Annotated in this window: 23 protein-coding genes; 17 read left to right on the top strand and 6 right to left on the bottom strand. The window is 65.0% G+C overall.

Annotated elements, in window-relative coordinates; all coding sequences use genetic code 11:
- A partial coding sequence (locus RKP46_RS01705; RefSeq protein WP_311105032.1) for a C-terminal helicase domain-containing protein occupies window positions 1-482 on the top strand: 482 nt, incomplete at its 5' end.
- 11 nt (window positions 483-493) lie between these two features.
- Here the strand turns inward: RKP46_RS01705 and RKP46_RS01700 are convergent.
- Window positions 494-877 (bottom strand): VOC family protein, encoded by a 384-nt coding sequence (locus RKP46_RS01700; protein WP_311105031.1) that lies wholly within the window; start codon window positions 875-877, stop codon window positions 494-496.
- Here RKP46_RS01700 and RKP46_RS01695 point away from each other — a divergent pair.
- From RKP46_RS01695 to RKP46_RS01675, 5 genes are all read left to right on the top strand, one after another.
- Window positions 868-1494: a YidB family protein gene (locus RKP46_RS01695; RefSeq protein WP_409194087.1), complete on the top strand. Its 627-nt coding sequence runs from the start codon at window positions 868-870 to the stop codon at window positions 1492-1494. The two genes, RKP46_RS01700 and RKP46_RS01695, sit on opposite strands and share 10 nt — an antisense overlap.
- 173 nt (window positions 1495-1667) lie before the next feature.
- On the top strand, window positions 1668-2063 hold the full coding sequence (locus RKP46_RS01690; protein ID WP_311105029.1) for an MAPEG family protein: 396 nt from the start codon (window positions 1668-1670) through the stop codon (window positions 2061-2063).
- Between the two features lie 44 nt (window positions 2064-2107).
- Window positions 2108-3919, top strand: coding sequence for an ABC transporter transmembrane domain-containing protein (locus RKP46_RS01685; RefSeq protein ID WP_311105028.1), 1812 nt, complete (start codon window positions 2108-2110; stop codon window positions 3917-3919).
- Between the two features lie 175 nt (window positions 3920-4094).
- On the top strand, window positions 4095-4736 hold the full coding sequence (locus RKP46_RS01680) for a class I SAM-dependent methyltransferase (protein WP_311105027.1): 642 nt from the start codon (window positions 4095-4097) through the stop codon (window positions 4734-4736).
- 24 nt (window positions 4737-4760) lie between these two features.
- Window positions 4761-5630, top strand: a complete 870-nt coding sequence (locus tag RKP46_RS01675) for a hypothetical protein (protein WP_311105026.1) — start codon at window positions 4761-4763, stop codon at window positions 5628-5630.
- A gap of 45 nt (window positions 5631-5675) precedes the next feature.
- Here the strand turns inward: RKP46_RS01675 and RKP46_RS01670 are convergent, their stop codons facing one another.
- On the bottom strand, window positions 5676-6539 hold the full coding sequence (locus RKP46_RS01670; RefSeq protein WP_311105025.1) for a ChbG/HpnK family deacetylase: 864 nt from the start codon (window positions 6537-6539) through the stop codon (window positions 5676-5678).
- Between RKP46_RS01670 and RKP46_RS01665 the strand changes: the two genes are divergently transcribed.
- Window positions 6538-6927, top strand: a complete 390-nt coding sequence (locus RKP46_RS01665) for a GtrA family protein (RefSeq protein WP_311105024.1) — start codon at window positions 6538-6540, stop codon at window positions 6925-6927. The genes RKP46_RS01670 and RKP46_RS01665 overlap by 2 nt on opposite strands.
- On the opposite strand, the gene RKP46_RS01660 is transcribed toward RKP46_RS01665, so the two are convergent.
- Complete coding sequence (locus RKP46_RS01660) at window positions 6893-8491, bottom strand: glycosyltransferase family 39 protein (RefSeq protein WP_311105023.1); 1599 nt, start codon at window positions 8489-8491, stop codon at window positions 6893-6895. The two genes, RKP46_RS01665 and RKP46_RS01660, sit on opposite strands and share 35 nt — an antisense overlap.
- Complete coding sequence (locus tag RKP46_RS01655) at window positions 8488-9513, bottom strand: glycosyltransferase family 2 protein (RefSeq protein ID WP_311105022.1); 1026 nt, start codon at window positions 9511-9513, stop codon at window positions 8488-8490. The genes RKP46_RS01660 and RKP46_RS01655 overlap by 4 nt, the downstream gene beginning before the upstream one ends.
- Window positions 9514-10163: 650 nt before the next feature.
- Between RKP46_RS01655 and RKP46_RS01650 the strand changes: the two genes are divergently transcribed.
- Window positions 10164-11669: an AAA family ATPase gene (locus tag RKP46_RS01650; RefSeq protein ID WP_311105021.1), complete on the top strand. Its 1506-nt coding sequence runs from the start codon at window positions 10164-10166 to the stop codon at window positions 11667-11669.
- Window positions 11670-11691: 22 nt separating this feature from the next.
- Here the strand turns inward: RKP46_RS01650 and RKP46_RS01645 are convergent, their stop codons facing one another.
- Window positions 11692-13110, bottom strand: coding sequence for a PLP-dependent aminotransferase family protein (locus tag RKP46_RS01645; protein WP_311105020.1), 1419 nt, complete (start codon window positions 13108-13110; stop codon window positions 11692-11694).
- A gap of 157 nt (window positions 13111-13267) precedes the next feature.
- On the opposite strand from RKP46_RS01645, the gene RKP46_RS01640 reads away from it, so the two are divergent.
- From RKP46_RS01640 to RKP46_RS01630, 3 genes are all read left to right on the top strand, one after another.
- Window positions 13268-13636 carry a DUF2917 domain-containing protein gene (locus tag RKP46_RS01640; RefSeq protein ID WP_311105019.1) on the top strand — a complete coding sequence of 123 codons (369 nt, stop codon included), beginning with the start codon at window positions 13268-13270 and terminating at the stop codon, window positions 13634-13636.
- A 151-nt stretch (window positions 13637-13787) separates the two neighbouring features.
- Window positions 13788-14843: a type IV toxin-antitoxin system AbiEi family antitoxin gene (locus RKP46_RS01635; protein WP_311105018.1), complete on the top strand. Its 1056-nt coding sequence runs from the start codon at window positions 13788-13790 to the stop codon at window positions 14841-14843.
- A gap of 158 nt (window positions 14844-15001) precedes the next feature.
- On the top strand, window positions 15002-15742 hold the full coding sequence (locus tag RKP46_RS01630; RefSeq protein ID WP_311105017.1) for a class I SAM-dependent methyltransferase: 741 nt from the start codon (window positions 15002-15004) through the stop codon (window positions 15740-15742).
- A 34-nt stretch (window positions 15743-15776) separates the two neighbouring features.
- Here RKP46_RS01630 and RKP46_RS01625 read toward each other — a convergent pair whose 3' ends face one another.
- A complete protein-coding gene (locus RKP46_RS01625) occupies window positions 15777-16136 on the bottom strand; it encodes a hypothetical protein (protein WP_311105016.1) in 360 nt (119 codons plus the stop codon).
- A 166-nt stretch (window positions 16137-16302) separates the two neighbouring features.
- Between RKP46_RS01625 and gmk the strand changes: the two genes are divergently transcribed.
- From gmk to rquA, 6 genes are all read left to right on the top strand, one after another.
- On the top strand, window positions 16303-16911 hold the full coding sequence (gene gmk, locus RKP46_RS01620) for a guanylate kinase (RefSeq protein ID WP_311105015.1): 609 nt from the start codon (window positions 16303-16305) through the stop codon (window positions 16909-16911).
- 18 nt (window positions 16912-16929) lie between these two features.
- A complete protein-coding gene (gene rpoZ, locus RKP46_RS01615; RefSeq protein ID WP_311105014.1) occupies window positions 16930-17136 on the top strand; it encodes a DNA-directed RNA polymerase subunit omega in 207 nt (68 codons plus the stop codon).
- Between the two features lie 27 nt (window positions 17137-17163).
- Window positions 17164-19365, top strand: a complete 2202-nt coding sequence (locus RKP46_RS01610) for a bifunctional (p)ppGpp synthetase/guanosine-3',5'-bis(diphosphate) 3'-pyrophosphohydrolase (protein ID WP_311105013.1) — start codon at window positions 17164-17166, stop codon at window positions 19363-19365.
- Window positions 19362-20606, top strand: coding sequence for a D-amino acid dehydrogenase (locus tag RKP46_RS01605; RefSeq protein ID WP_311105012.1), 1245 nt, complete (start codon window positions 19362-19364; stop codon window positions 20604-20606). The genes RKP46_RS01610 and RKP46_RS01605 overlap by 4 nt, the downstream gene beginning before the upstream one ends.
- Entirely contained in the window at window positions 20591-21448 is an 858-nt protein-coding gene (locus RKP46_RS01600) for a TatD family hydrolase (RefSeq protein ID WP_311105011.1), read from the top strand. The genes RKP46_RS01605 and RKP46_RS01600 overlap by 16 nt, the downstream gene beginning before the upstream one ends.
- Window positions 21449-21638: 190 nt before the next feature.
- Entirely contained in the window at window positions 21639-22367 is a 729-nt protein-coding gene (gene rquA, locus RKP46_RS01595; protein ID WP_311105010.1) for a rhodoquinone biosynthesis methyltransferase RquA, read from the top strand.
- Window positions 22368-22497 lie beyond the last annotated feature (130 nt).

Raw genomic sequence — 22497 nt, 5'->3', positions numbered from 1 at the left:
CCGCCGAACTGATCGCCAATGGTCACAAGGCCCTGGTCTTCAGCCAGTTCGTCGATTTCCTGAATCTGCTGCGCGAACCGCTCGACGCCGCGGGAATCAGCTACCAGTACCTTGACGGCGCCACGCCGGCTGGCGAGCGCAGTCGCCGCGTCGCTGCCTTCCAGTCCGGTCAGGGCGATCTCTTCCTGATCAGTCTGAAAGCCGGCGGTTTCGGCCTCAACCTGACCGCCGCCGATTACGTCGTGATCACCGACCCGTGGTGGAACCCGGCGGCAGAAGACCAGGCAATGGGCCGCGCGCACCGCATCGGCCAACTGCGCCCGGTAATCGTCTACCGTCTGGTCAGCAAAGGCACAGTGGAAGAACGCATCGTCGACCTGCACCACGAGAAGCGGGCGCTCGCCGACAGCATCCTGGCTGAAGGCGAGGCCGCTGCCCTGCCCTCGACCGAGGACCTCGTCGCCTTGATCCGCGGCGAGTGAAGCCCGAGCGGCTATTGCATCGAATGCAGGCCGATCAGGTTGCCTTCAGTGTCCTCGATCAGCGCGATATGCCCGTACTGGCCAATAGCCATTTTCGGCTGAATGATCCGGCCACCCGCCTGGGCGGCGCGGTTGGCTTCGTTGGTGACATCCTGGCACGAGAAATAGACCATCGTCCCGCCCTTCGCCGGACCGCCCATCGGGTGGCGAACAAGCGCGCCGGCCGCGCCTGGTGCGCCCTCGACCCACTGAAAGGCAAACATTTCGCCGCCTTCGCCGATTTCCGGCAGTTGCACCAGCGGACGGCCGAATACCGCGGTATAGAAGGCTCGCGCACGCGGCATGTCGGCAACGTAGATTTCGAACCAGCCGACCGGATTGATTCCTGCATCCATTTTCCTGCTCCTCAATTTCAGTTTGTGAACAAAACGAAAGACTTGCCAGCTCGCCAGCGCTTGCAGGTCGCCTATGCTACGCTACGCTTGAGCCATCAGACTCGTTTCACCGCAACACCCCTCAACGTAAATCAACTGGAGACTTCGCAATGGGATTACTCGACTCGGTATTGGGTTCCGTCCTCGGCGGCGGGCAGACTGCACAGCCCGGCCAGGGGGGCGGTTTGGGCGGCCTGCTCGCGATGCTGCTGAACAACCCGCAGTTGCTGCAGGTTGCCGCCAGCCTGCTGGGCAACGATGGCCAGCACGGCGGGCTGGGCGGCCTGGCCGGCCGCTTCCAGCAGGCGGGCCTGGGTGACGTCATGGCGTCGTGGATCGGCACCGGGGAGAATCGGCCGGTTTCGGGTGCACAGATTGGCGAGGTTCTCGGGCAGGATACACTTTCCGGTCTGGCCCAACAGCTCGGCGTCAATGAAAGCGACGCGGCTGGCCAGCTTGCCAGCATCCTGCCCGGGCTGATCGACCACCTCACGCCAGGCGGACAGGCGCCGCAGGGCGGGCTGGGCAACGCTGGCGACTTGCTCGGCATGCTCGGCGGACTGCTTGGCGGACGCTGATCGGCAAGCCTGCGTGCGGGCGGCTCGTCCTTGCTCGATCAGCCGCGCGCAAGCAGCTTGTTCTTCCTCTGCAGCGCCAAGGCGCGCGGTGTCTTCGCATTGCGCCTGGCGCGGCGCCGACGCGCTGCGCCGGCAAACAGTGATGTGCCTCATCCCCGCTCTGGAGTGACGCCATGACGACTTACCACGGTCCTGCGCTGGTGACCCTGGCCACCTCGCTGCTGCTTTTTCTCTGCGCCGCTTACGTTGGCCGCTGCCGCGTCAGATTCGGCATCAGGGCGCCGGCGACGACGGGTCACGAGCAGTTCGAGATTGCCTACCGCATCCAGATGAACACGCTCGAGAATGTCGTCCTCTTTCTGCCCGTGCTGTGGATTTTCACCTTGTCGTTCTCCTCCTGGTGGGCGACGACCTTCGGCTGCGCGTGGCTGATGGGACGCATCTGGTACGCACTCGCCTACGCGCGCGACCCACGCACGCGCGGACCCGGCTTCCTGCTCGCCATGCTGAGCTTCGCGGCACTCGCCCTGGGCAGCGCCTGGGGCCTAGGGCGCGGGTTGTTCGTCTGAACGACCACCCGCAGGAAAGCAGTCCGCCGACTCCTGGTGGCGGCTTGCAGTCGGCCACGGCGAAGCTTGAAACCGGCCGGCTGAACGCGGCGCGCGGCAAGCTGCGACCGCTGCGCGCACTGCTGCCCTATCTCGCGCCGTACCGCAGGCAGATCGCCCTCGCCCTGCTCTTTCTGGCAGTCGCTGCCGGATCGCTGCTCGCCCTGCCCTATGCCGTTCACCTGCTCGTCGACGGCGGCCTGTCCCTGCCGCCCAGCGCCGACGCTGAGCAAAGGCTGGACGATGTGCGCCACCACTTCATGCAGTTGTTCGCCGTCGCCGTCGTGCTTGGCGTGAGCACAGCCGCTCGTTTCTACACGGTGAGCTGGATCGGCGAGCGGGTAACGACCGACCTGCGCCAGGCGGTCTATGCCCACGTTCTCAAGCAGAGCCCGCATTTCTTCGAAACGCTGAAGACCGGCGAGGTGCTCTCCCGTCTGGCCGCCGACACGGCGGTGATCCACAGCGCGGTCGGCTCGAGCATCAGCATGGGCGCGCGCAACGCCGTCCTCCTGATCGGCGGCATGGGCATGCTGATGGCAACTGCTCCCGGACTGATGCTGACGGTTGCCGGAATGATCCTCCTTGTCGTTCTGCCGGCAGTCACCATCGGCCGGCGAGTGCGCCGCCTGTCGCGCGCGAGCCAGGACCGCGTCGCCGATACGAGCGGGATCGCCGGCGAAATGCTCAACGCGATTCCGGTCATCCAGAGCTACCTGCAGGAATCCGCCGAGGCGGCGCGCTTCTCGGCGGCCAACGAGCGCGCCTTCGCGACCTCGTTACGGCGCACACAGATGCGCTCGGCGCTGACCGCCTTTCTCATCATCGGCGTTTTCGGCGCTCTCCTCTACGGTCTCTACGGCGGCGTGCAGGCGGTGTTCGCCGGCCAGATGAGCCCCGGCCAACTCAGTCAGACGGTACTCTATGTGCTCGTTGTTGCCGGCAGCGTAGCCGTGCTGGCCGAGGTCTGGGGCGACCTGCTGCGCGCGGCCGGAGCCACCGAGCGCCTGATGGAGCTGCTCGCGACGCGCTCGCCGATCACCGATCCGGCGCAACCGCTCGCCCTGCCGCAGCGCTCGGGAGGCTTGAGGATCGTCTTCGCTGGGGTTGATTTCGCCTACCCGTCACGCCCGCAGCAAGCGGTATTGCGCGACTTCGCTTGCACCCTCGAGCGCGGCCGCAACATCGCCCTGGTCGGTCCCTCGGGGGCCGGCAAGACGACCGTCTTTCAGTTGCTGCAGCGCTTCTACGACGTCGACCAGGGAGCCATTCTGATCGACGGCATCGACCTGCGCCACGTTCGTCTGGCCGAGTTGCGCGCGCGCATTGCTGTGGTGCCGCAGGATGCGGTGATCTTTTCCGGCAGCATCGCCGACAACATCCGCTACGGCAAGCCCGCCGCGACCGAGGGCGAGCTGCGCGCAGCGGCCGCGGCGGCTTTCGTCGATGAGTTCGTCGAGCGGCTGCCAGACGGCTACGCGACTTTCGTCGGCGAGCGCGGTTTGCGCCTGTCCGGCGGCCAGCGCCAACGCATCGCCATCGCCCGGGCGATCCTCAAGGACGCACCCCTGCTCTTGCTCGACGAAGCGACGAGCAACCTCGATGCTGCCGGTGAGCGCATCGTGCAGGCGGCGCTGTCCGCCGCGATGAGCGGGCGAACGACGATCGTCATCGCGCATCGGCTGGCGACGGTACAGCGCGCCGACCGGATCCTTGTCCTCGACCACGGCCGTCTGGCCGAAGTCGGCACGCACAGCGAGCTGATCGCGCACGGTGGTCTGTACGCGCGCCTGGCTGCGCTGCAGTTCGCTGGCTGACGCATCAGCCTGGCCGCAGGCCACGGCACGGAAACTGCACAGCGCCGCCTTGCTTCCGGAATGGCACGACGTCACCTCAAGTTAAGGCGCTTTTCAGGAAGTCGCCGCAGACTACGACGATGTTGGCGATCGACGGTCGCCGCCTTCCGTTGAACGTCCCTCACGAGCGCACGCCATGCACATGCAGATCGCTTATCGCGGCAAGACCAAGTACGACGAAGCCACGGCCAGAGCCTATCAGGAGCGGCCACGCCGCCAGCACGCCGCCGAGATGGCGCTGATCGATCGCGTATTGCAGGCCATGCCGGCGTGCCGGACGATTCTCGATCTGCCTTGCGGCGCCGGCCGGGCAAGCCTGCATCTGGCCCGGCGCGGCTATGCCTTGACTTGTGCCGACAACTCGGCTGCCATGCTGCAGCTCACCCGCCACCTGCTCGCGCACGAAGGCCTGGATTGCGCTGTCGACCAGCAGGATGTCGAGGCCTTGTCCTATAATGACCGGCACTTCGATGCGATCCTCTGTTTCCGCTTGTTCCACCACTTCCCGACTCCTGAGATTCGCCAGCGCGCGGTTGCCGAGCTGACGCGTGTAGCCCGGCGCTACGTCGCCGTTTCCTACTTCAGTCCGTGGTCGGCCACCTCGCTCAAAAGACGCTTGCGCGCCGCGCTGGGCGGCCGGCCATCGCAAAAATTCGCCACGCCGCGCAGCGAAGTCTGCGCTTACTTCACGGCCCAGGGTTTCAGACTGGTCGGCGATTTTGCGCGCAACCGGCTGCTTCACACGCTGCACGTCGCCCTGTTCGAGCGCGCCCGATGACGCGCCGACCGGCCGCTTGACGGCATGTCGTCCCGCACGCTGCGACCGAAAGCGCTCTTCCTGGCGACTCTGGTCGGGCTGCTCGTCGGCGGCCTGGCCTTCCTCGCCTGGCAACATCTCTATCCGGTCAGCGCGGGTGACGGATGGTCGTACCGTGTTTTTCACGACGATCTCAGGCTGGTCAGCGCGCTGGCCAAGGACGCGCGCGGCGACCTGTACGTGACGCAGGAAATGAAGTCCGGCAACGGACTGCTCTTCCGGCTGGCAAGCGACGGAACGCGGCAAGAGGTCGTCGGCAAGCTGTCCAAACCGGATGGCCTGGTCGCCTGGCTCAACGGAATCGCCATCAGTCAGGAAGAAGGCGAGCAGCCGGTTCTCTGGCTACACGACGGCCATGTGGAAACGCTGTTTACCGGTCGCAGCATTGAAGGCCTGGCGAGTGACGGGCAGGCGCTCTACGCCATCGAAGATCGTCCAGGCGACGGTCGCTTGCTGCGCTATGACGCGCTGTCCAAGCAAGTAACGGTGTTGCGCACGGGCTTGCGGGAGGGCGAAGGCGTCGCGCTATGCCCGAACGGCGAGCTTTACTACGCCGAAAAAGGGCACCGCTGGATCAAGCGCTGGCGTCCGCAGGGCGATGACCAGATCGTCCTCGGCGGTCTCAACGCACCGGGTTTCATTGCCTGCAACGAGGACGGACTGTGGATCGCCGAGGACGCGACGCACCGGGCGCGCCTGCTCTTGCTCGACAAGGACGGCGTACTGCACACGGTGCTCAGCCATCTGCGTTCGGCGCAAACGCTGCTGCCGCTCGCACCCGACCGCTTTCTGCTCGCCGAGCAGGGACGCGGTCGCCTCCTGGAGATCACACGCCAGGCGAAGGCCGCGCGCTGAGCGGACGCTTCCTGGCGGCCGCACAGCCACACTCCGGACAAGCGCTCAGGCGAGCTGACGCGAGTTCAATGGCCGCCCGATGAGCAGGCGATGGCGGGCGAGCAGGCTCGGCAGGCGGTCGTCGGCCAGAGCGCGGTACTCCGCCCAGCGCTGCTCGCCGAGCGGATCACCGGGGGTGACTGCCGCCGCCGGATGACACATCAGCAGGTCGCCGCCAGCGGCGCACGCCAGCCAGCCGGCGAGCAATCGGGCATACGCTTGCTCGCCGCCAGCCAAGCCATAGACGCCGAGCAGGCGCGCGTTCGTGGCGTATCCTGCCGCCTCGGCCAGCGCTTTCAGCCGCCGCGCGCCAAGGCCGCCGATCGCCTGCGCCTTGAACTGGCTCCGCCAAGTCAAGCCCGGGCGAAACCGGGCCGGCAGCGTGCACCTGATCCACGGGCGGCAGGCCGGATAGCGTCGCTGCAGCAACGCGATCAGACTCTCACGAATCATTGGAAACTGGTGCACGTGCTGGTGGCCGTCGATGTAGTCGGGCGGCGCGCCGCAGGCCGCCTCGAAAGCATCAAGCTGGCGATCGATCTCGTCGACGACGAGCCCGATCGGCAGCCGGCGCGTCCACGCGTTGCAGATCAGATGAGGCAATGGCTGACAAAATGCCTTGTCCGGCAGAGGCTCGGTCAGGTTAAGATGCAGCCCCCGATCAAGCGAAAGGCCTGCCAGCTTGCCCACCTGCTGCCCGAAGAACTCTGCCCTGCTCAGGCAACTGACCGCAGAAAGCCGCCCGGCTTCAGCCAGACCGATGATTCCCTCGTTTATTTCGCGCGACAGGCCGAAGTCGTCGGCGCAGAGGATGATCTCCTGGCGCACGGCGGCCTGGGACGGACTAGCACCCGGCTGAGCGTGCCGCATGAAAAGCGTCCTGCGCGAAATCGGCTGGTTTGTTGGCGTCGGCTGCGCGGCAGCCGCGACGCACTGGGTGGTCGCCGTCACCGGAATCGGCAGACTGCACCTGGCACCGGCGGTCGCCAATCTGGTCGGCTGGTTGGTTGCGCTGGTCGTTTCGTTTTCCGGGCACTATCTGCTCACTTTCCGCCACCATGCGAAGTCGCTCTTGCCGGCGCTTGGCCGCTTCTTCCTCCTCTCGGCGAGCGGCTTCGCGGTCAATGAACTGGCCTTCGTCGTCCTGCTCCATTCCACCCGCCTGCCTTACCAGCACCTGCTGGCGGCGATCCTCGTCGCGGTGGCCATTCTGACCTTCCTGCTCAGCCGTTCCTGGGCGTTTCGTCACACCCCCTGAGCGTTCTCGGGACTTCCGGAGCGATCCGCCAGAGCGCGTCGCCGTCAGCCGTGGCGAGAACGCGCCACTCATCGCGCAGAAAAGGATAATCGGACGCCAGCGCCTGCTTGCCCCAGATCCATAGCGCATAGCGCGGCTCGCCGCAGGCGCGCAGCCGCAGCTCAGCCGGAAACAGCAGGCGCTCGCGTCTCGCAGCCGGATCGAAACGACCAGCCTCGTAGATCTCGCGACGCCAGTTGTCCTTGCTCACCAGATCGGGACGCGCCCAGTCGCTGACCACCCAGGGATTCTTTCTCGCTTTCAGGTAGACCGGCAGGTCGTAGCGATAGTCGTCGAGCATCACGATCTGATCGTCGGCGCCGAAAAGCGGCGCGGCGCCGACGATCTGCTCGCGTGCGACCGGGTCGGAGCGCTGCACAGCGGTCAGAACGAGCGACAGGCACAAGCCGCCCGCCACAAGCAGGCCACCCCCGGCATAGGCGCGCTGGCGGACTGCGCCATGCTGGCTCAGCCAGCCGAGGAAGGCATCGGCGAGCAGACAGGCGAGCGGCGGCAGGGCGGGCAGAATGTAGCCCACCAGCTTGGAACTGGGCAAGGAAAAGAAGAGCAGAACGACCAGTACCCAGACGACCATCAAGGAACGCAGGTCGAACCGGCCAGGGTCCTGCAGGTAGCGCGGCGTCAGCGCACGCACGATCCAGGGCGACCACGGAAGCGCGCCGACGAGCAGCACCGGCAGGTAGAACCAGAAGGGCTTGGGATTGTTGAAACCCGCCTGGGCAAAGCGCTGAAAATGGTGGTGGACGAAGAAGTAATCGAGAAAATCGCCGTACGAGCGCTGCATGGCCCAGAACCAGGGCACGACGATGAGCAGCAGCAGGAAAACCAGGTGCAGCGGCAGCAGCGCCGGCAGGTGGCGCCACCGCCTGCCGACCACGAGCCAGACGAGGACGACAGCGACCGGCAGGACGACGCCGATCAAGCCTTTGGCCAGCACACCCAGGGCAGCAAAGACATAGGCACAGGTGAGCGGCGCTCGATGCGGCATGGCGCGTTCCAGGCTGAGCACGGCGTGCGCGGCAGACAGGATGCTGAGCGAAATCATTGCGGCGACCAGCATGTCGAGGTTGGCGAACTGAGCACCGCCGAAGAAAAGCGGCTGCGTCAATAGAATGGCGGCGGCCAGCCCGGGCAGACGCTGGTCCGGCGAATGGCGGCGCAGAAACTGGTAAAGCCCGACGGTGGCAGCGGTCGCTGCCAACAGCGGCGCGACGCGCGCGCTCCATTCGTTTGCCCCGAACAAGCCGAGCGATGCCCTGGTCAGCCAGTAGAACAGGGGCGGCTTGTGAAAGAACGGCAAGCCGTCAAGCGTTGGCACCAGCCAGTTGCCCGTGCTCAGCATTTCCCAGGCGACGCCGACGTAGCGACCTTCGTCGGGCAGCATGAGCGGGCGCCAGGCGACCGACAAGGTGAGCCAGGCGAAGCAGGCAGCGAACACCCAGAGCACACGCGGCACGCGCGCCGCGGGACGCAGACCGGCGTCGAGCACCAGCCCGCGCCTCATGGCGGAAAACCGTCGGTCTCGTCGCGCGGCAGACCGTTGCCGATGTCGCGACGCAACAGGTAGACCGGCCGCTGCTTCACCTCGTTGAAGACCTGCGCGAGATAGGCGCCGATCACACCCAGGCCAAGCAGATGCACGCCGGACAGGAAAAGCATTGCGGTGACGATCGTCGTCCACCCGGACACCTGATTGCCGACCAACAGATACTCGACGACCAGGTAAAGACCGTAGGCGAAGGCCAGCGCAGCGATGCTGAAACCGGACAGGGTCAGGACGCGCAGCGGCCAGGTCGAGAACGCCGTAATCCCGTCGAGCGCAAACTCGACCAGACCGAAGAAGCTGAAGTGGGTCTTACCCTGCAGGCGTTCGGCGGGTTCGTACTCGATCGACCTGACGACGAATCCGACCCAGGCAAACAAGCCTTTCATGAAGCGCGTTCGCTCGGGCAGGCGAAGCAGCGCGCTGACCACGGCACGATCGAGCAGACGAAAGTCGCCCGCGTCGGCCGGGATGCGGACGCGGTGTCCCGAGCCCAGAATGTGGTACAACAGCCAGGCGCCGAAGCGCTTGATCGGAGATTCGTCGTCACGGTTGCTGCGCACCGCACAAACCATGTCCGCTCCCTCCCGCCAGAGATCGAGCATCTGCGGGATCAGCGCTGGCGGATGCTGCAAGTCGGCGTCGAGACAGACAACGACATCGCCGGCCGCCGCCGCCAGACCGGCGCTCAGCGCAGCCTCCTTGCCAAAGTTGCGCGACAGTTGAAGGTAGCGAAAACCTTGCCGGGAAACCCACGCTTCCATCAGTTCGCTGGTCAGATCGCTACTCCCGTCATCGACGACGACGACCTCCCAGGCCGAAGCCGCGGACGCAAGAACGGTTTCCAGGCAGGGCAGCAGCACGCATAGATTCTCCTGCTCGTTGAGCGCCGGCACGACGCAACTGATGCGCGGCCGGGCTGCGTTGGCGCCTCGTCGCTGCGCCAGCGGTGCCGGCTTCGGCTGCCTGCCGGACAAGCTCATCGCGGCCTCCGCACGGGGGCTGGCGAACACGTGGCAAGTCGTCGATTACGCGAGCGCAACCGCCGCGGCCGACCGGCCAACACGGCAGCAAGATCAACTAAGGGCAACATCGCGAGTGGCACGGACAGTAATGGTGGTGGCGATACGATGGGTCGACGTACGGGACGGGCGGACTGTCGGGTGAGTCGAGGGCACGACCCGATGCTCGCTGACGGCTGGCCGGATGGAAAAACCGCGTCACTATGACAAATCCTGGTTAAGCAAGTCTTAAGTTGCGTTCAGCATACTTCCTGTGGCTCCAGCGGTGCACGTAGCAACTGGCCGTCATATGCTGTCTGCATTTCACGCAAGCTTGTCAGGCGCCAGGCACGGTCTTCGCTGCGCGCACGCAGGTTTCTGGAGCCTCACTAGTCCGATCAACCTATAACCAGAGGATTTCACCATGGCCGCCAGAAAGCACCGCAAGAAGAAGTAAACACGCCCAACAGGCTGGACCTGTTGCGAGGAGTCACGGAAAGCAGGCGCAAGTCTGCTTTCCGTGCTTTGGGCCCGGGCTGCACACGCCGGGTCGAACGTCGAGTCTGACCGCCACGCCGCCGGCCACTACCCGCGTGCCGCCTGGATTGCTTCACCTTCCCCCTCACTGGTCGATGCCTGCCGCTTTGCCTGCCGCGTCCTTCACCCACACCGCCTTCCTGCGTTTCTTTCTTGGGCCAGCCGCGTTCGGCATGCTTGCCTTGATCATCGCGCAGGAAGCGTGCGGCGCGACGACGCTCTGGCTGGTCATCCAGATCGCCCGCGACATCACGGAAGAACACGTTTCGGCTGCGGGCTTCATCGCTATCATCGTCGTCCAGACGGTCTCCTACCTCGCCGGTGCAGTGAGCTGGATCTTTGCCGAACGCGCTGGATTCGGCAGTTTCGGGCGCTACATGCTGCACTTCGCGCGGCGCAACCGCTTCCAGACGGCGCTCCTGGCCGACAGCCAGCAACGCGAACAGGTCGAGCCGTTTCTCACCAGCGAGACCTTCGACGTCTGTTTTGACCTGGTCTACAACCTGCAGTACTACCTGCGCCTCTTCTTCCAGCTCCTGTTCAATTCGCTGGTGCTCGGTTTCGAGATCGACGCCGGCCTGCCGCTTTCGTTTGCCGTCGTCTTCGTCGTTCTGATCACGCTGCAGTGGCTGCTGCGCCAGCCGCTTGCCGCCGCCTACCTGAAGAATCAACGGATGACCAATCGCATGCGGGCACGCACCTACAACGCCTGGGACAACATCTTCAGTGGCAATCGCTACAACTTCGCCCTCTGGCACCGCGACTTCCGGCAACGCCTGAGCGACGCGCTGGCGGCACAGATCCGGGCCATCCTGGCGCGCGAGGGGTGGAGTGCGATCAGCGGGATGATCGCCCTCATTGCTGTACTGTCAACGACTGCCTGGGTCGCCATCCAGGACGCTGGCAACCTGCCCTTGCTGATCGCCTTGGCCGCGACGCTGCCGCGCCAGGTCGAGATGACGCTCGACATGCACCAACTGACTTCCGGCCTGACCGACCTGGTCGCCGTATGGTCACGCATACAGGGCGTCTGCGAGCACATTTCCCCGGTGGCGGACGAAGGATTCATCGAACGGATTGGCTTTGGACGCCTGATTCTCAAGGAAGGCGCGCAGGAACGCGCGTGTTCCTCGCTGGCGCAAGCGATTGAACACGTGCTGGCGCGGCCCGTCGGCCTGGTCGCCGTGCGCGGCGGCAACGGCACGGGCAAGTCGACGCTGCTCTCGGCACTCAAGTGCCATCTGCGCGGCGCGGCCTTCTACTGGCCCACCCATGACCGTCTGTCGTTCGCCTTCAACTCCTGCGACGAGCGAGGGGACGCGCGCTCATCGTCGGCCCCGGAAGACGAGCATGGCGAAGAAGCAGAAGATGCAGCCGAGCTCAGCGCGCAGGAGGAAAGCGAGGAAAGGCGGGGCTACTCGTCCGGTGAGCGGCAGCTTCGCGTCTTGCGCGAAATCGTCGCCAAGACCAACTACCGGGTCTACCTGCTCGACGAGTGGGACGCCAACCTCGACGCGGCCAATCGCCGCGCGGCGAACGAGCTCGTCGACCAACTGGCGCAAAGGGCCCGCGTACTCGAAATCTCGCACCGCGATCGCTGATCGCGCCGAACAGCGCGAGCGGTCAGCCGCCGATCAGTCGACCGAGCCGACGAACGGCATCTTCGATCTCCGGTGTGTGCGGATTGCCGCAATTCAGGCGCAGGCAGTTGCGGTACATGCCGCTGGCGGAGAAAAGTTCCCCCGGAACGTAGGCGACGCCCGCCGCCAGTGCTCTTTCATAAAGTGCCGTGGCGTCGATCTCCTCGGGCAGTTCGACCCACAACACAAAGCCGCCCTGGGGTTCGGTCAGACGCGTGGCCGCCGGAAAGTGGCGCGTGACCGCCGCGCGCATGGCCTCGACCTGGCGTTCGTAGGTCCGCCGCAGTGCGCGCAAGTGCCGCTCACAGGCGCTCGACTCCAGATACTCGGCGAGCACCAATTGGCTGATCGGATTAGTCGCTCCACTGGTGATCGTCTTGTGCAAGGCGAGCTGCGCACGGTAGCGGCCGCCTGCGACGAAACCAACGCGCAGCGCCGGCGAAAGACACTTGGAGAACGACGAACAGAGCATGACATTCCCCGTCTGGTCGAAGGCCTTGATCGGCCAGGGCCGCTCGTTGCCGAAGTGCAGATCGCCGTAGACGTCGTCCTCGATCACTGCGACGCCGCGCTCGGCTGTCAGCCTGGCCAGACGCCGTTTGTTCTCGTCCGGCATGATGCCGCCGAGCGGATTGCTCGCATTGGGGACGAGCAGACAAGCGGCGACCCTGCCCTGCCGCGTCGCCAGATCGAGCGCCTCGACCGACATGCCGGTGTGCGGATCGGTCGGAATTTCGAGTGCACGCAGGCCAAGCACCTCGAGCAACTGGAGCATCAGATAGTAGCCGGGCGACTCGACCGCGACCGTATCGCCGGGTCTGGTCACCGAACGCAGGCACAAGGCGAGCGCTTCCGTACATGAATTGGTGACGACGAACTCGTTGGCAGCCAGCGGGCCAGCCCAGCCCATCGAGCGTAGAACCAGCTGCCGAACAAGCAGCGGCTCGTCCATGTGGATGTGACTGTGTCCTTCGAGCAAGCGCGCATGCCGCCGCACGACACTGCTGTAAAGGCGCTGCAGAGCAGCAACCGGCAGCAGGCTGGAGGCCGGCATGGCAGCCGAGAGCGGCGCCACACCCGGTTGTACGCCACCGAGCAGAATGCGTATCAGGCGCTGACTGACATCGACCGGCACCGGTTCCTCGGGTGTCGGACGAACCGCTGGCAAAGCTCGCCGCGGCGCGGCATGGCGCACGAAGTAGCCCGCTTGCGGGCGCGCTTCAATCAAGCCGCGTTGTTCGAGTTGACGCAGCGCCTGAACCACGGTCGACACGGAAAGCCGGCGATCGCGCGACAACCGGCGGATCGACGGCAGTCGCTCGCCCGGGCGCAGGCTTCCGCTGCTGATGATTCCGCTGAGATCCTCGGCCAGCCGCTCATAGCGCAACAATTCAGTTTCCATTTGACTCCGACCAGCACAGTTCACCCGCGGGACAGCAAGCACAGATTGCAAAAGACAAAACTGTGCCGATAACAATTCACACTGTCTGTGACTGTACCACAAGCTCGCACGACCATACACTGCCATCTCGTCAAACAAGAAAGAACAGGAGGCGGCAATGAACCCGCAAAATCATCACCACGATATCAGCCTGGTCCACAATACGCCGTTGCGCATCGTTTCGCCATGCGGCGTGCGGGTGACCTGCACTGCCGGCATTCTCTGGTTGACCGTCGAGGGCGAAAGCGGCGATGTTCTGCTTCGGGCAGGCGGCAGCCATCTGATTCGCGCCAGCGGGCTGGCCCTGGTCGAGGCGGTCGGCTACGGACGGGCGCGCATCGAGCGCGTCGGCTTGTTGATGACGCCTGCCGCTCGCCTGCAAGCCTGGCTGACTGCTGGCTGGCGGCGTCTGGCGCTCGTTTGCGGCACCACGCGCAACGCGGCCCAGACCCCGTTCGCTCTTCTTCGCCGCACCGCCACTGGTTGACCGCCAGACTCGCCTTGCCGCTTCGCTGCGCGCGGCAAGGCGATCTGTCGACCGTGCCGGCAAACGGAAAGTGGACAGCAATCGGGCTTGTACATTGCCCGGTGAGCGTTCATAATCAATTCGTGTCGACAATACCAACGGCGGTAGCGGAATGAGCGCTGAAAGGGAAATAGCCCTGCTGGAAAGGGCTGCGCAGGCTCTACGCGGGCACGGCCTGAGCGTCACGATGGAGAGCGAAACGACACTCGGTGGCGGACGCAACACGGCAGGCACCTGGCTGTCGGTGAGCAAGGACAATAGCCGCATCGACTACTCGGCGAGAGTAACCCGTCGCCTTACGCCCGGTACCGTTGGTCATGTCCTTGCGCGCCACGACCATCCGCTCGACGCGGGCTGCCCTCTCCCCCTGCTGATCACCGACCATGTGACTTCGCCCTTGGCCGACCGGTTGCGCGCCAATGACCAGCAGTTCGTCGATGCCGCGGGCAACGCCTATCTCGAAGGCCGCGGGGTTTTCATCTACGTGACCGGACGCAAGCTGCGCGAGAAGCAGATTGCCCTGCGCGCCAGCCAGAGCTTTGCCAGCAGCCGACTGAAAGTACTCTTCAGCCTCATCTGCGATGCCGAACTGGCGGGAGCGCCGTATCCGGCGATCGCCGCGGCAGCCGATGTCGCCCTTGGTACGATGCGCGCGGTCGTTGCCGACCTGCAGGAACATGGGTGGATGCAGGTAAACGGCAAGCAGCGCCGGCTCAACCGAAACCGCCGGCTACTCGACGACTGGGCGGACGCGTACGCCCGCGAGCTGCGCGGCAAGACGCTGATCGGGCGCTACAGTGCAGCGAATTTCCTCCACTGGCGGGAGTGGGCACTGAATCCGGCGCACCTGCGCTGGAGTGGCGAACCAGCCGCCGCCCTGCTCGGCTGTGACCTCGATCCCGGAGTGCTGACCCTGTACAGCGACAAACTCCCGGCCCGCCTCATTGCGCACGAGCACCTTGCCCCAGCCGGCCCGCTCGCCTACGAGAAGCTGGTCGAGTTGCGCAAGCCGTTCTGGGGTGAAAGCCTCAACCTCTGGGGACGCCTGGACTGCGTGCCGCCTGCCCTGGTCTATGCCGACCTGCTGGCGACCGGCAACGCGCGCTGCATCGAGGCCGCGCAAATTGTCTACGATTACTGGCTGGCGCGCGCGTTTCCGGTCAGGTGAGAGGCGCCTGGCAACAGCCCGAGCGCTGGCCCTGACGCGCGGCGCACACTCTGCCTTGGCACCGCACCTGGTCCGGCTGGCCGCCACTCGCCACGTGACCCTGCGTGGCGAACAGCGCGCGGCATGACTGGCTGCGCAAACCCCGCTGAAAGCCAGACATGCGCGCTCAGATGACGCCCTGCATGAAGATCGCCGACCCGATAGCGGCGCAGCAGCCACCGGTCAATGAAGTGAAGCTGATGTTGGCCATGCTGCCCTTTGCCGGCGCCCGTGTTCTGGAACTTGGCTGCGGACGCGCCGAGAAGACACGGACGCTCGCCGAAAACGGACGCGCAGAGCACATTCTGGCGCTCGAAGTCGACCAGGTCCAACACGCGAAGAACCTGCAGATCGACGACCTGCCGAACGTCCGCTTCGCGCACGGAGGAGCAGAGGAGATTCCGGCCGACGGCGACTCCTTCGACATCGTCATCATGTTCAAATCGCTGCACCACGTTCGCCCGGGTGCGATGGACGCCGCACTTGGCGAGATCGCACGTGTGCTCAGGCCGGGCGGACTGGCATGGATCTCCGAACCGGTATATGGCGGCGAGCTGAACGAGATCATGCGCCTCTTCCACGACGAGAAGCTTGTGCGAGAAGCGGCATTTGCCGCCGTATGTCGTGCCGTCGAACGTGGCCACCTGCTCCTCAGAGAGGAACTTTTTTTCAGTACGCGCAGCCATTTTGCCGATTTCGCGCAATTCGACGCGCGCATGATTCGCGTCACCCACAGCAATCACACGCTGTCGCCCGAGTTGTACCAGGAAGTGAAGAAGGGATTCTCGGCCCACCTGACGCCAGACGGGGTGACCCTGCTCAGTCCGCAGCGCGTCGACCTGCTCGAGAAGCCGCGCTGAGAGCGAATGGACGCCGCGCCGGCCGCACCCCGTTTCACTTGGTGATCGGCGCGTTACGTCCGGAAAACTGGTCGCTCAAACGGAACGCGGCATCACTGAACTGAGCCGCAGGCTTTTCGCTGCAATAGCGGTTCACGAATTGCTCGACGGTCGCCGGCGAGATCGTCGCCACTTGCTGGCCAGGGTTGGCGTAGTTGTGACCGGTCAATACACCGCGCAACCACGCGACATGGAGCGCACGTTGCTCGGCATCGCTTCGACTCGCGGCCCAGGCCCGGCACGACATGTCGTCGAAACCGAGAATCTTCGTCGGCACGGCGGCACTGACCGGGTTCGCCACCAGGACAGTGGTGGATAGCAAGACAAAGCAGTGCGTCAAATTCCGGCCGGACATCTGCGGGCTCCTGGAAAAAAGCTGGGCGACAGCGCAAAAGCGTAATGCTGCTATTGTCGTTGCCGCCGCGCGTGCCGTCCACCCCCGGCCCCCGGACGCGCGGAGAGCGTCGAAATCCGCCCAGCGACGGGTACAATGGCGCTCTGCCATCGCCCTTGCAAGCCCCATGTTCGGCCATCTCTACATCCTGACGGCGCCCTCCGGGGCGGGAAAGACAACCCTCGTGCGCCATCTGCTGGAGAATGATCCGGCAATCCAGGTGTCGGTATCGCACACGACGCGACCGCCGCGTAGCGGGGAACGTGAAGGCATCGAGTACTGCTTCATTGAGCTCGACGAGTTCCAGGAAAAGATCCGGCGGAATGACTTTCTCGAATGGGCGGAAGTTCATGGCAACTACTACGGCACTTCGCGTAGCGGCATCGAAGCTGCCCTGCGCGCCGGCCAGGACGTACTGCTCGAAATCGACTGGCAAGGTGCGCAGCAGGTGCGCAAGGTCTTTCCGGCAGCGATCGGCGTCTTCATCCTGCCGCCCTCGCTGGATGTGCTCGCGCAACGCCTGCGCGAACGGGCAACCGACAATGCGCAGACGATCGCCCGGCGCCTGGCGGCGGCACGCGACGAGATGCGGCATGCCGATGAATTCGACTATGTTATCATCAACGACGACTTGCCGCGTGCGCTGCAGGACCTTCTGGCGATCGTCCGCGCAGCGCGCCTGCGCTATTCCGTGCAAAGTCGGCGCCATTCCGTCCTTTTCGCAACAATGCTCTGATTTGTATTGGAGATCCGCATGGCACGAGTAACTGTAGATGACTGTCTGCAGCGCATTCAGAACCGCTTTCAAATGACTCTGGCAGCGACCTACCGCGCCCGGCAGATCACGGCCGGCGCCTCGCCGCTGATCGAGTCCGGGCGCGACAAACCGACGGTAATCGCCCTGCGCGAGATTGCCCAGGGCAAGGTCGGGGTCGAAATTCTGAATCGCGGTCAGGCCTGACCGCCGGCAATTTCCGCTTGCTTCAGCATGGACCCGGTCACGCCAGCCGGCGCAGTCGCCCAGCCGCTGGTCGATGAACCCGAGCAAGGTCGCGATCCGGAGGACGAGCCCGCCTTCCGGCTGTTCATCGACAGCCTGACCTACCTCCCACCGGAGGAGATTGAGACCGTACGGCGCGCCTATCGCTTCAGCGAGCAGGCGCACCGCGGACAGATGCGGCTTTCTGGCGACCCCTACATCACGCATCCGCTGGCGGTTGCCGGTGCCCTCGCCGAATGGCAGATGGACGTCGAAGGACTGGTCGCCGCCCTGCTGCACGATGTGATGGAAGACACGGCGGTGACCAAGGCCGAGATCGCGCAGGAGTTCGGGCGACCGGTCGCCGATCTCGTCGACGGACTGTCGAAACTCGACAAGATCGAGTTCCAGTCGCAGGAAGAGGCACAGGCCGAGAACTTCCGCAAGATGCTGATGGCCATGGCGCGCGACCTGCGCGTCGTGCTGATCAAGCTCTCTGATCGCCGCCACAACCTGCAGACGATGGCTGCCCTGCGGGCTGAAAAACGCCGCCGGATTGCCCGCGAAACGCTCGAAATCTACGCCCCGATCGCCAACCGCCTGGGTCTCAACAAGCTGTTCGGCGAGCTGCAGGATCTTTCCTTCCACCTGATCTACCCGATGCGCGCACGCGTCCTGGCGCGCGCACTGAAGGCCGCGCGCGGCAACCGGCGCGAGCTGCTCTCGCGCATCCTTGCCGGAATCAAGAAGAAACTCACCGCACACGGGATCGACGCCCAGATCTTCGGGCGTGAGAAGAGTCTCTATTCGATCTACCGCAAGATGCTCGACAAGCACCTGTCATTCTCACAGGTGCTTGATGTCTATGGCTTTCGCGTCGTCGTGCAGGATATCGCGACGACCTATCTGGCGCTTGGCGCGCTGCACGCGCTGTACAAGCCGGTACCCGGCAAGTTCAAGGACTACATCGCCATTCCCAAGCCAAATGGCTACCAATCGCTGCACACGACGCTGATTGGCCCACACGGCACGCCATTCGAGTTGCAGATTCGCACCGAAGCGATGGACAACGTCGCCCAGGAGGGAATTGCCTCGCACTGGCTGTACAAGGACAGCGTGACGCTCGGTGCCGATCTGCAGCAGAAAACCAGCAAGTGGTTCCATTCGCTGCTTGATCTGCAGAGCAGCGCGGGCAACTCTTCGGAGTTCCTCGAACATGTCAAGGTCGATCTTTTCCCGCACGAGATCTACGTCTTTACCCCGAAAGGCAAGATCATCCCGCTGCCGCGCGGCGCGACGGCGATCGACCTGGCGTACGCGGTGCACACGGATATCGGCAACCACTCGGTCGCTGCCCAGATCAATTTCACTCCGCTGCCGCTGACGACCGAACTGACCAACGGCGACCGGGTCGAGATCGTCACCGCAGCCGAAGCGCATCCCAGTCTGTCCTGGCTCAGTCATGTCAAGACCGGGCGGGCACGCAACAAGATCCGCCACTACCTGAAGACGGCGCAGCACGACGAATCGACCGCGCTCGGCGAGAAGATGCTCGACCAGGAACTGCGTGCGCTCGGCGTCGTTGCCTCGGAAGTGCCCGTGTCGAGTTGGAAGAATGTCTTGCGCGATTCGGGCAACAAGCTGATCAAGGAAGTCTACACTGACATCGGCCTGGGCTTCCGTATGGCCGGCGTCGTCGCCCGCCGCCTGCTGGCGCGCGACGACAACCGGCCGGCAAACGAGAAAGCGCCGGCCTCGCTGATCATCCGTGGCAGCGAGGGAATGGCGGTACAGTTCGCACCCTGTTGTCAACCGATCCCAGGCGATCCGATCATCGGCTCGATCTGGAAAGGCAAGGGAGTGGTCATCCACACGCATGACTGTCCGGCGATCAGCCGCATGCGCAGCGGCCGCCCGGCGAACTGGATCGAAGTCGAGTGGGAACCGGAACCTGGCAAACTGTTCAGCGTGCGCCTGCGCGTCATGGTGCAGAACACGATCGGTGCGCTGGGCAAGATCGCGACCGAGATATCGAGTTCGGGAACGAACATCGAGCACGTGAAGATGGACGAAAAGCATCCCGGTCTGTACACGACGATCCATTTCACCGTTCAGATCGCTGGCCGCAGCTCGCTCGCTCGCCTCATGCGCCGCCTGCGACGGATCCCGGAGGTCGTCCGCATTACACGCGATCAGGGGCTGACCGCTTGAAGGTGATGGTTCTCGGTGCCGGCGTCATCGGCGTCAGCAGTGCGTGGTATCTCGCCCGCGCGGGGCATCAGGTGGTCGTCGTCGAGCGACAGGCGGCGGCCGGGATGGAAACCAGCTTTGCCAACGGCGGTCAGATCTCGGTCTCGCACGCCGAGCCCTGGGCCAACCCGCACGCCCCGCTGCGCGCACTGGCCTGGATGACCCGCGAGGATGCGCCGCTACTCTTCCGTTTCCGGCGCGATGCTGCGCTGCTCGACTGGAGTCTGCGCTTCCTGCGCGAATGCACACCGGCGCGCACGCGCGACAACATCCGGCGCATCGTCGCCCTCGCCCTTTACAGCCGCCGCCAGTTGCAGCGCCTGCGCGGAGAAATAGCGCTCGCCTATGATCATCTGGCACGCGGCATCCTGCACGTCTACACCGATCGCCAAGAATTTTCCGCCGCGCTCAGGGCGGCGGCGGTGATGCGCGAGTTCGGTTGCAACCGGCGCAGCCTGAGCGCCGACGAATGCGTCGCCATCGAGCCGGCGCTCGCCAGCGCCCGCCCGCTGCTGGTTGGCGGCGACTATCTGGACGAAGACGAATCGGGCGACGCGCACCGCTTTACGCAGGAACTCGCCCGGCACTGTGCGGCCAACGGCGTTGAATTCCGTTTCGGGCGCTCCATCGAGCGTCTCATGCTCAGCGGTGGCCGCCTGAGCGGCGTGCTTGCCGGCGGCGAGTCGCTGCAAGCCGACGCCTATGTCGCTGCACTTGGCAGCTACACCCCGCTGCTCCTGCGACCGCTCGGCCTGCGCCTGCCGGTCTATCCGGCCAAAGGCTATTCAGCGACCGTGCCACTCGGCGAAGACAGCGTCGCGCCCAGCGTCAGTCTGACCGACGACGGCCACAAGCTCGTCTTTTCGCGCCTTGGTCAGCGTCTGCGCGTCGCCGGAACCGCCGAGTTCAACGGCTACAACCTCGACCTCAACGCGGTCCGCTGCCGCGCCCTGATCGAGCGCGCAACAACGCTCTTCCCCGACTTGCGTCCAGCCGGTGAAATCGCTTTCTGGTGTGGTCTGCGACCGGCTACGCCGTCAAACGTGCCCCTCATTGAGCGCTCGGCTATCCCCAACCTCTACCTCAACACCGGGCACGGGACGCTTGGCTGGACGATGGCCTGTGGCTCGGCTGCCGTCCTCGCCGACCTGATCAGCGGGCGAACGCCCGAGCCCGACTTTTCCCCTTGGCACACCGGGTAGCGCTTGGCGCGGTCTTGTGCGATGGGCCGGCCAGCCCAGCGCTGGCCGACGCCGTGTTGATCGACACGCATTGCCATCTGGCGGCCAACGACTTCGCGGCGGATCGCGCGGCGGTCGTCGCCGCTGCTCAGGCAGTCGGCGTGGCAACGCTGGTCGTCCCCGCGCTCAGCGCCGACGGCTTTGCTGCCGTGCGAGACTGTTGCCGGCGATACCCTGGCTGCATTCCGGCTTACGGCATTCATCCGCTGTGCGTCGGCGATGCGCGCGAAGAAGACCTGGCGGAGCTAAGGCGCTGGCTGGAGCGGGAAGCCGACAGTGCGCAAGCGCCAGTTGCGGTGGGCGAGATCGGCCTCGATTTCCTGGTCGGGCCGACCGATGTCGAACGGCAGCAGCACTTCTTCCTTGAGCAACTGAGAATCGCCCGCGACGCCGGCCTGCCCGTCCTGCTGCACACCCGCCGGGCGATCGACCAGGTGCTCGCTGGCTTGCGTCGAATCGGCGTCAATGGAGGCATTGCGCACGCCTTCAACGGCAGTCGCCAGCAAGCCGACGAGTTCCTCCGAATAGGCTGCAAGCTCGGCTACGGCGGCACGCTGAGTCAGGCGCGCGCCAGCCGCATCCGGCAGCTCGCAGCGACCTTGCCGGCGGAGGCGATCGTCCTCGAAAGCGATGCGCCGGACATGCCCCCGGCCTGGCTGGCGGGTGGTCGCAACACGCCCGCCGAACTCCCGCGGATCCTCGCCATCCTCGCCGAACTGCGCGCGACAGCGCCAATCGATCTGGCCGCCACCACCTCGGCCAACGCCCGGCAGGTGCTCCCTCGGTTGCGTTTGGCCGGTTGATCGGTTAGGGTACGACCTCACTAGGTCGTCGTCGCGCGCTGCGTAGCAGGTGAACGACGTGAAAAGAGAAAGAAAAGGCAGGATTAGGCGCCTCTCGACCGGCGTGCGTGCGAGATCCTTGGGGAAACTGCGGTCGGGACCGGACGCTCGTGCGGCGCTCCGCTGAACGTAAGAACGTCAACTTTTCAACATGAAAAACCTCACCGATCGACCGGGCGCGACATGCGTCGCGGTCAGCAAAGGCCCGCCGGCGGTTCCCCAGTATCTGCAGGCGCACTACTGGTGGGCTTACATTCATCCGCGCGCGGTGCACTTCTTCGAGCGCCAGTGGCTGGTCAACCTCATCCTCTGGGGAAACTACGGCCGCCTGTGTGAGGCCGTGCTGGACGCCTATGGCCACCACCTGCCCGGCCGAACGCTGCAGATCGCCTGTGCCTATGGCGATCTGACGCCGCGGCTGGCGAACTGCGTGACCCCTGGCGGTTTTCTGGAAGTCGCCGACATCCTGCCCATCCAGTTGGAAAACCTGGCCGGCAAGCTGGCGCGCGACTTGCCGATCAAACTCCATTGCATGGATTCGGCAGCCTTGGGTTTCGACGAGGCGAGTTTCGATCAGGCGTTGCTCTTCTTTCTCCTGCACGAACAGCCGCAGGCGGTCCGCGAGAAGACGCTGGCCGAGGCCCTGCGCGTTCTGCGACCCGGCGGGCGACTGGTCATCGTGGACTATGCGGCGCCGAGCCGCTACAACCCGCTGCGCTATTTCTGGATGCCGGTACTCGACCGACTCGAACCCTTTGCCTGCGACCTGTTTCGCGAGGAGATCGATGCCTGGCTGCCGAAGGCCGGCGGCTTCGTTGTCGCGAGCAGGCAGCGCTTCTTTGGCGGCCTCTACCAGATGTTGACACTGACCCGCACTTGAGTTGCCGACAACACTCGGTAGAATCGTAGCGGGAAGCTGCCTTAGATGTGACCACACGTTCCGCCCAGGCACCCGGAGCCGATTCCGGAACCCCGGCGGGCTTTGTCTGATGTCATCGCGCCCCGTACCA

This window comes from Accumulibacter sp. (genome assembly GCF_031732815.1).
Taxonomy (GTDB): Bacteria; Pseudomonadota; Gammaproteobacteria; order Burkholderiales; family Rhodocyclaceae; genus Accumulibacter.
The sequence above is the reverse complement of the archived record's forward strand: the minus strand, read 5'-3'. Positions and strand labels throughout refer to the sequence as shown.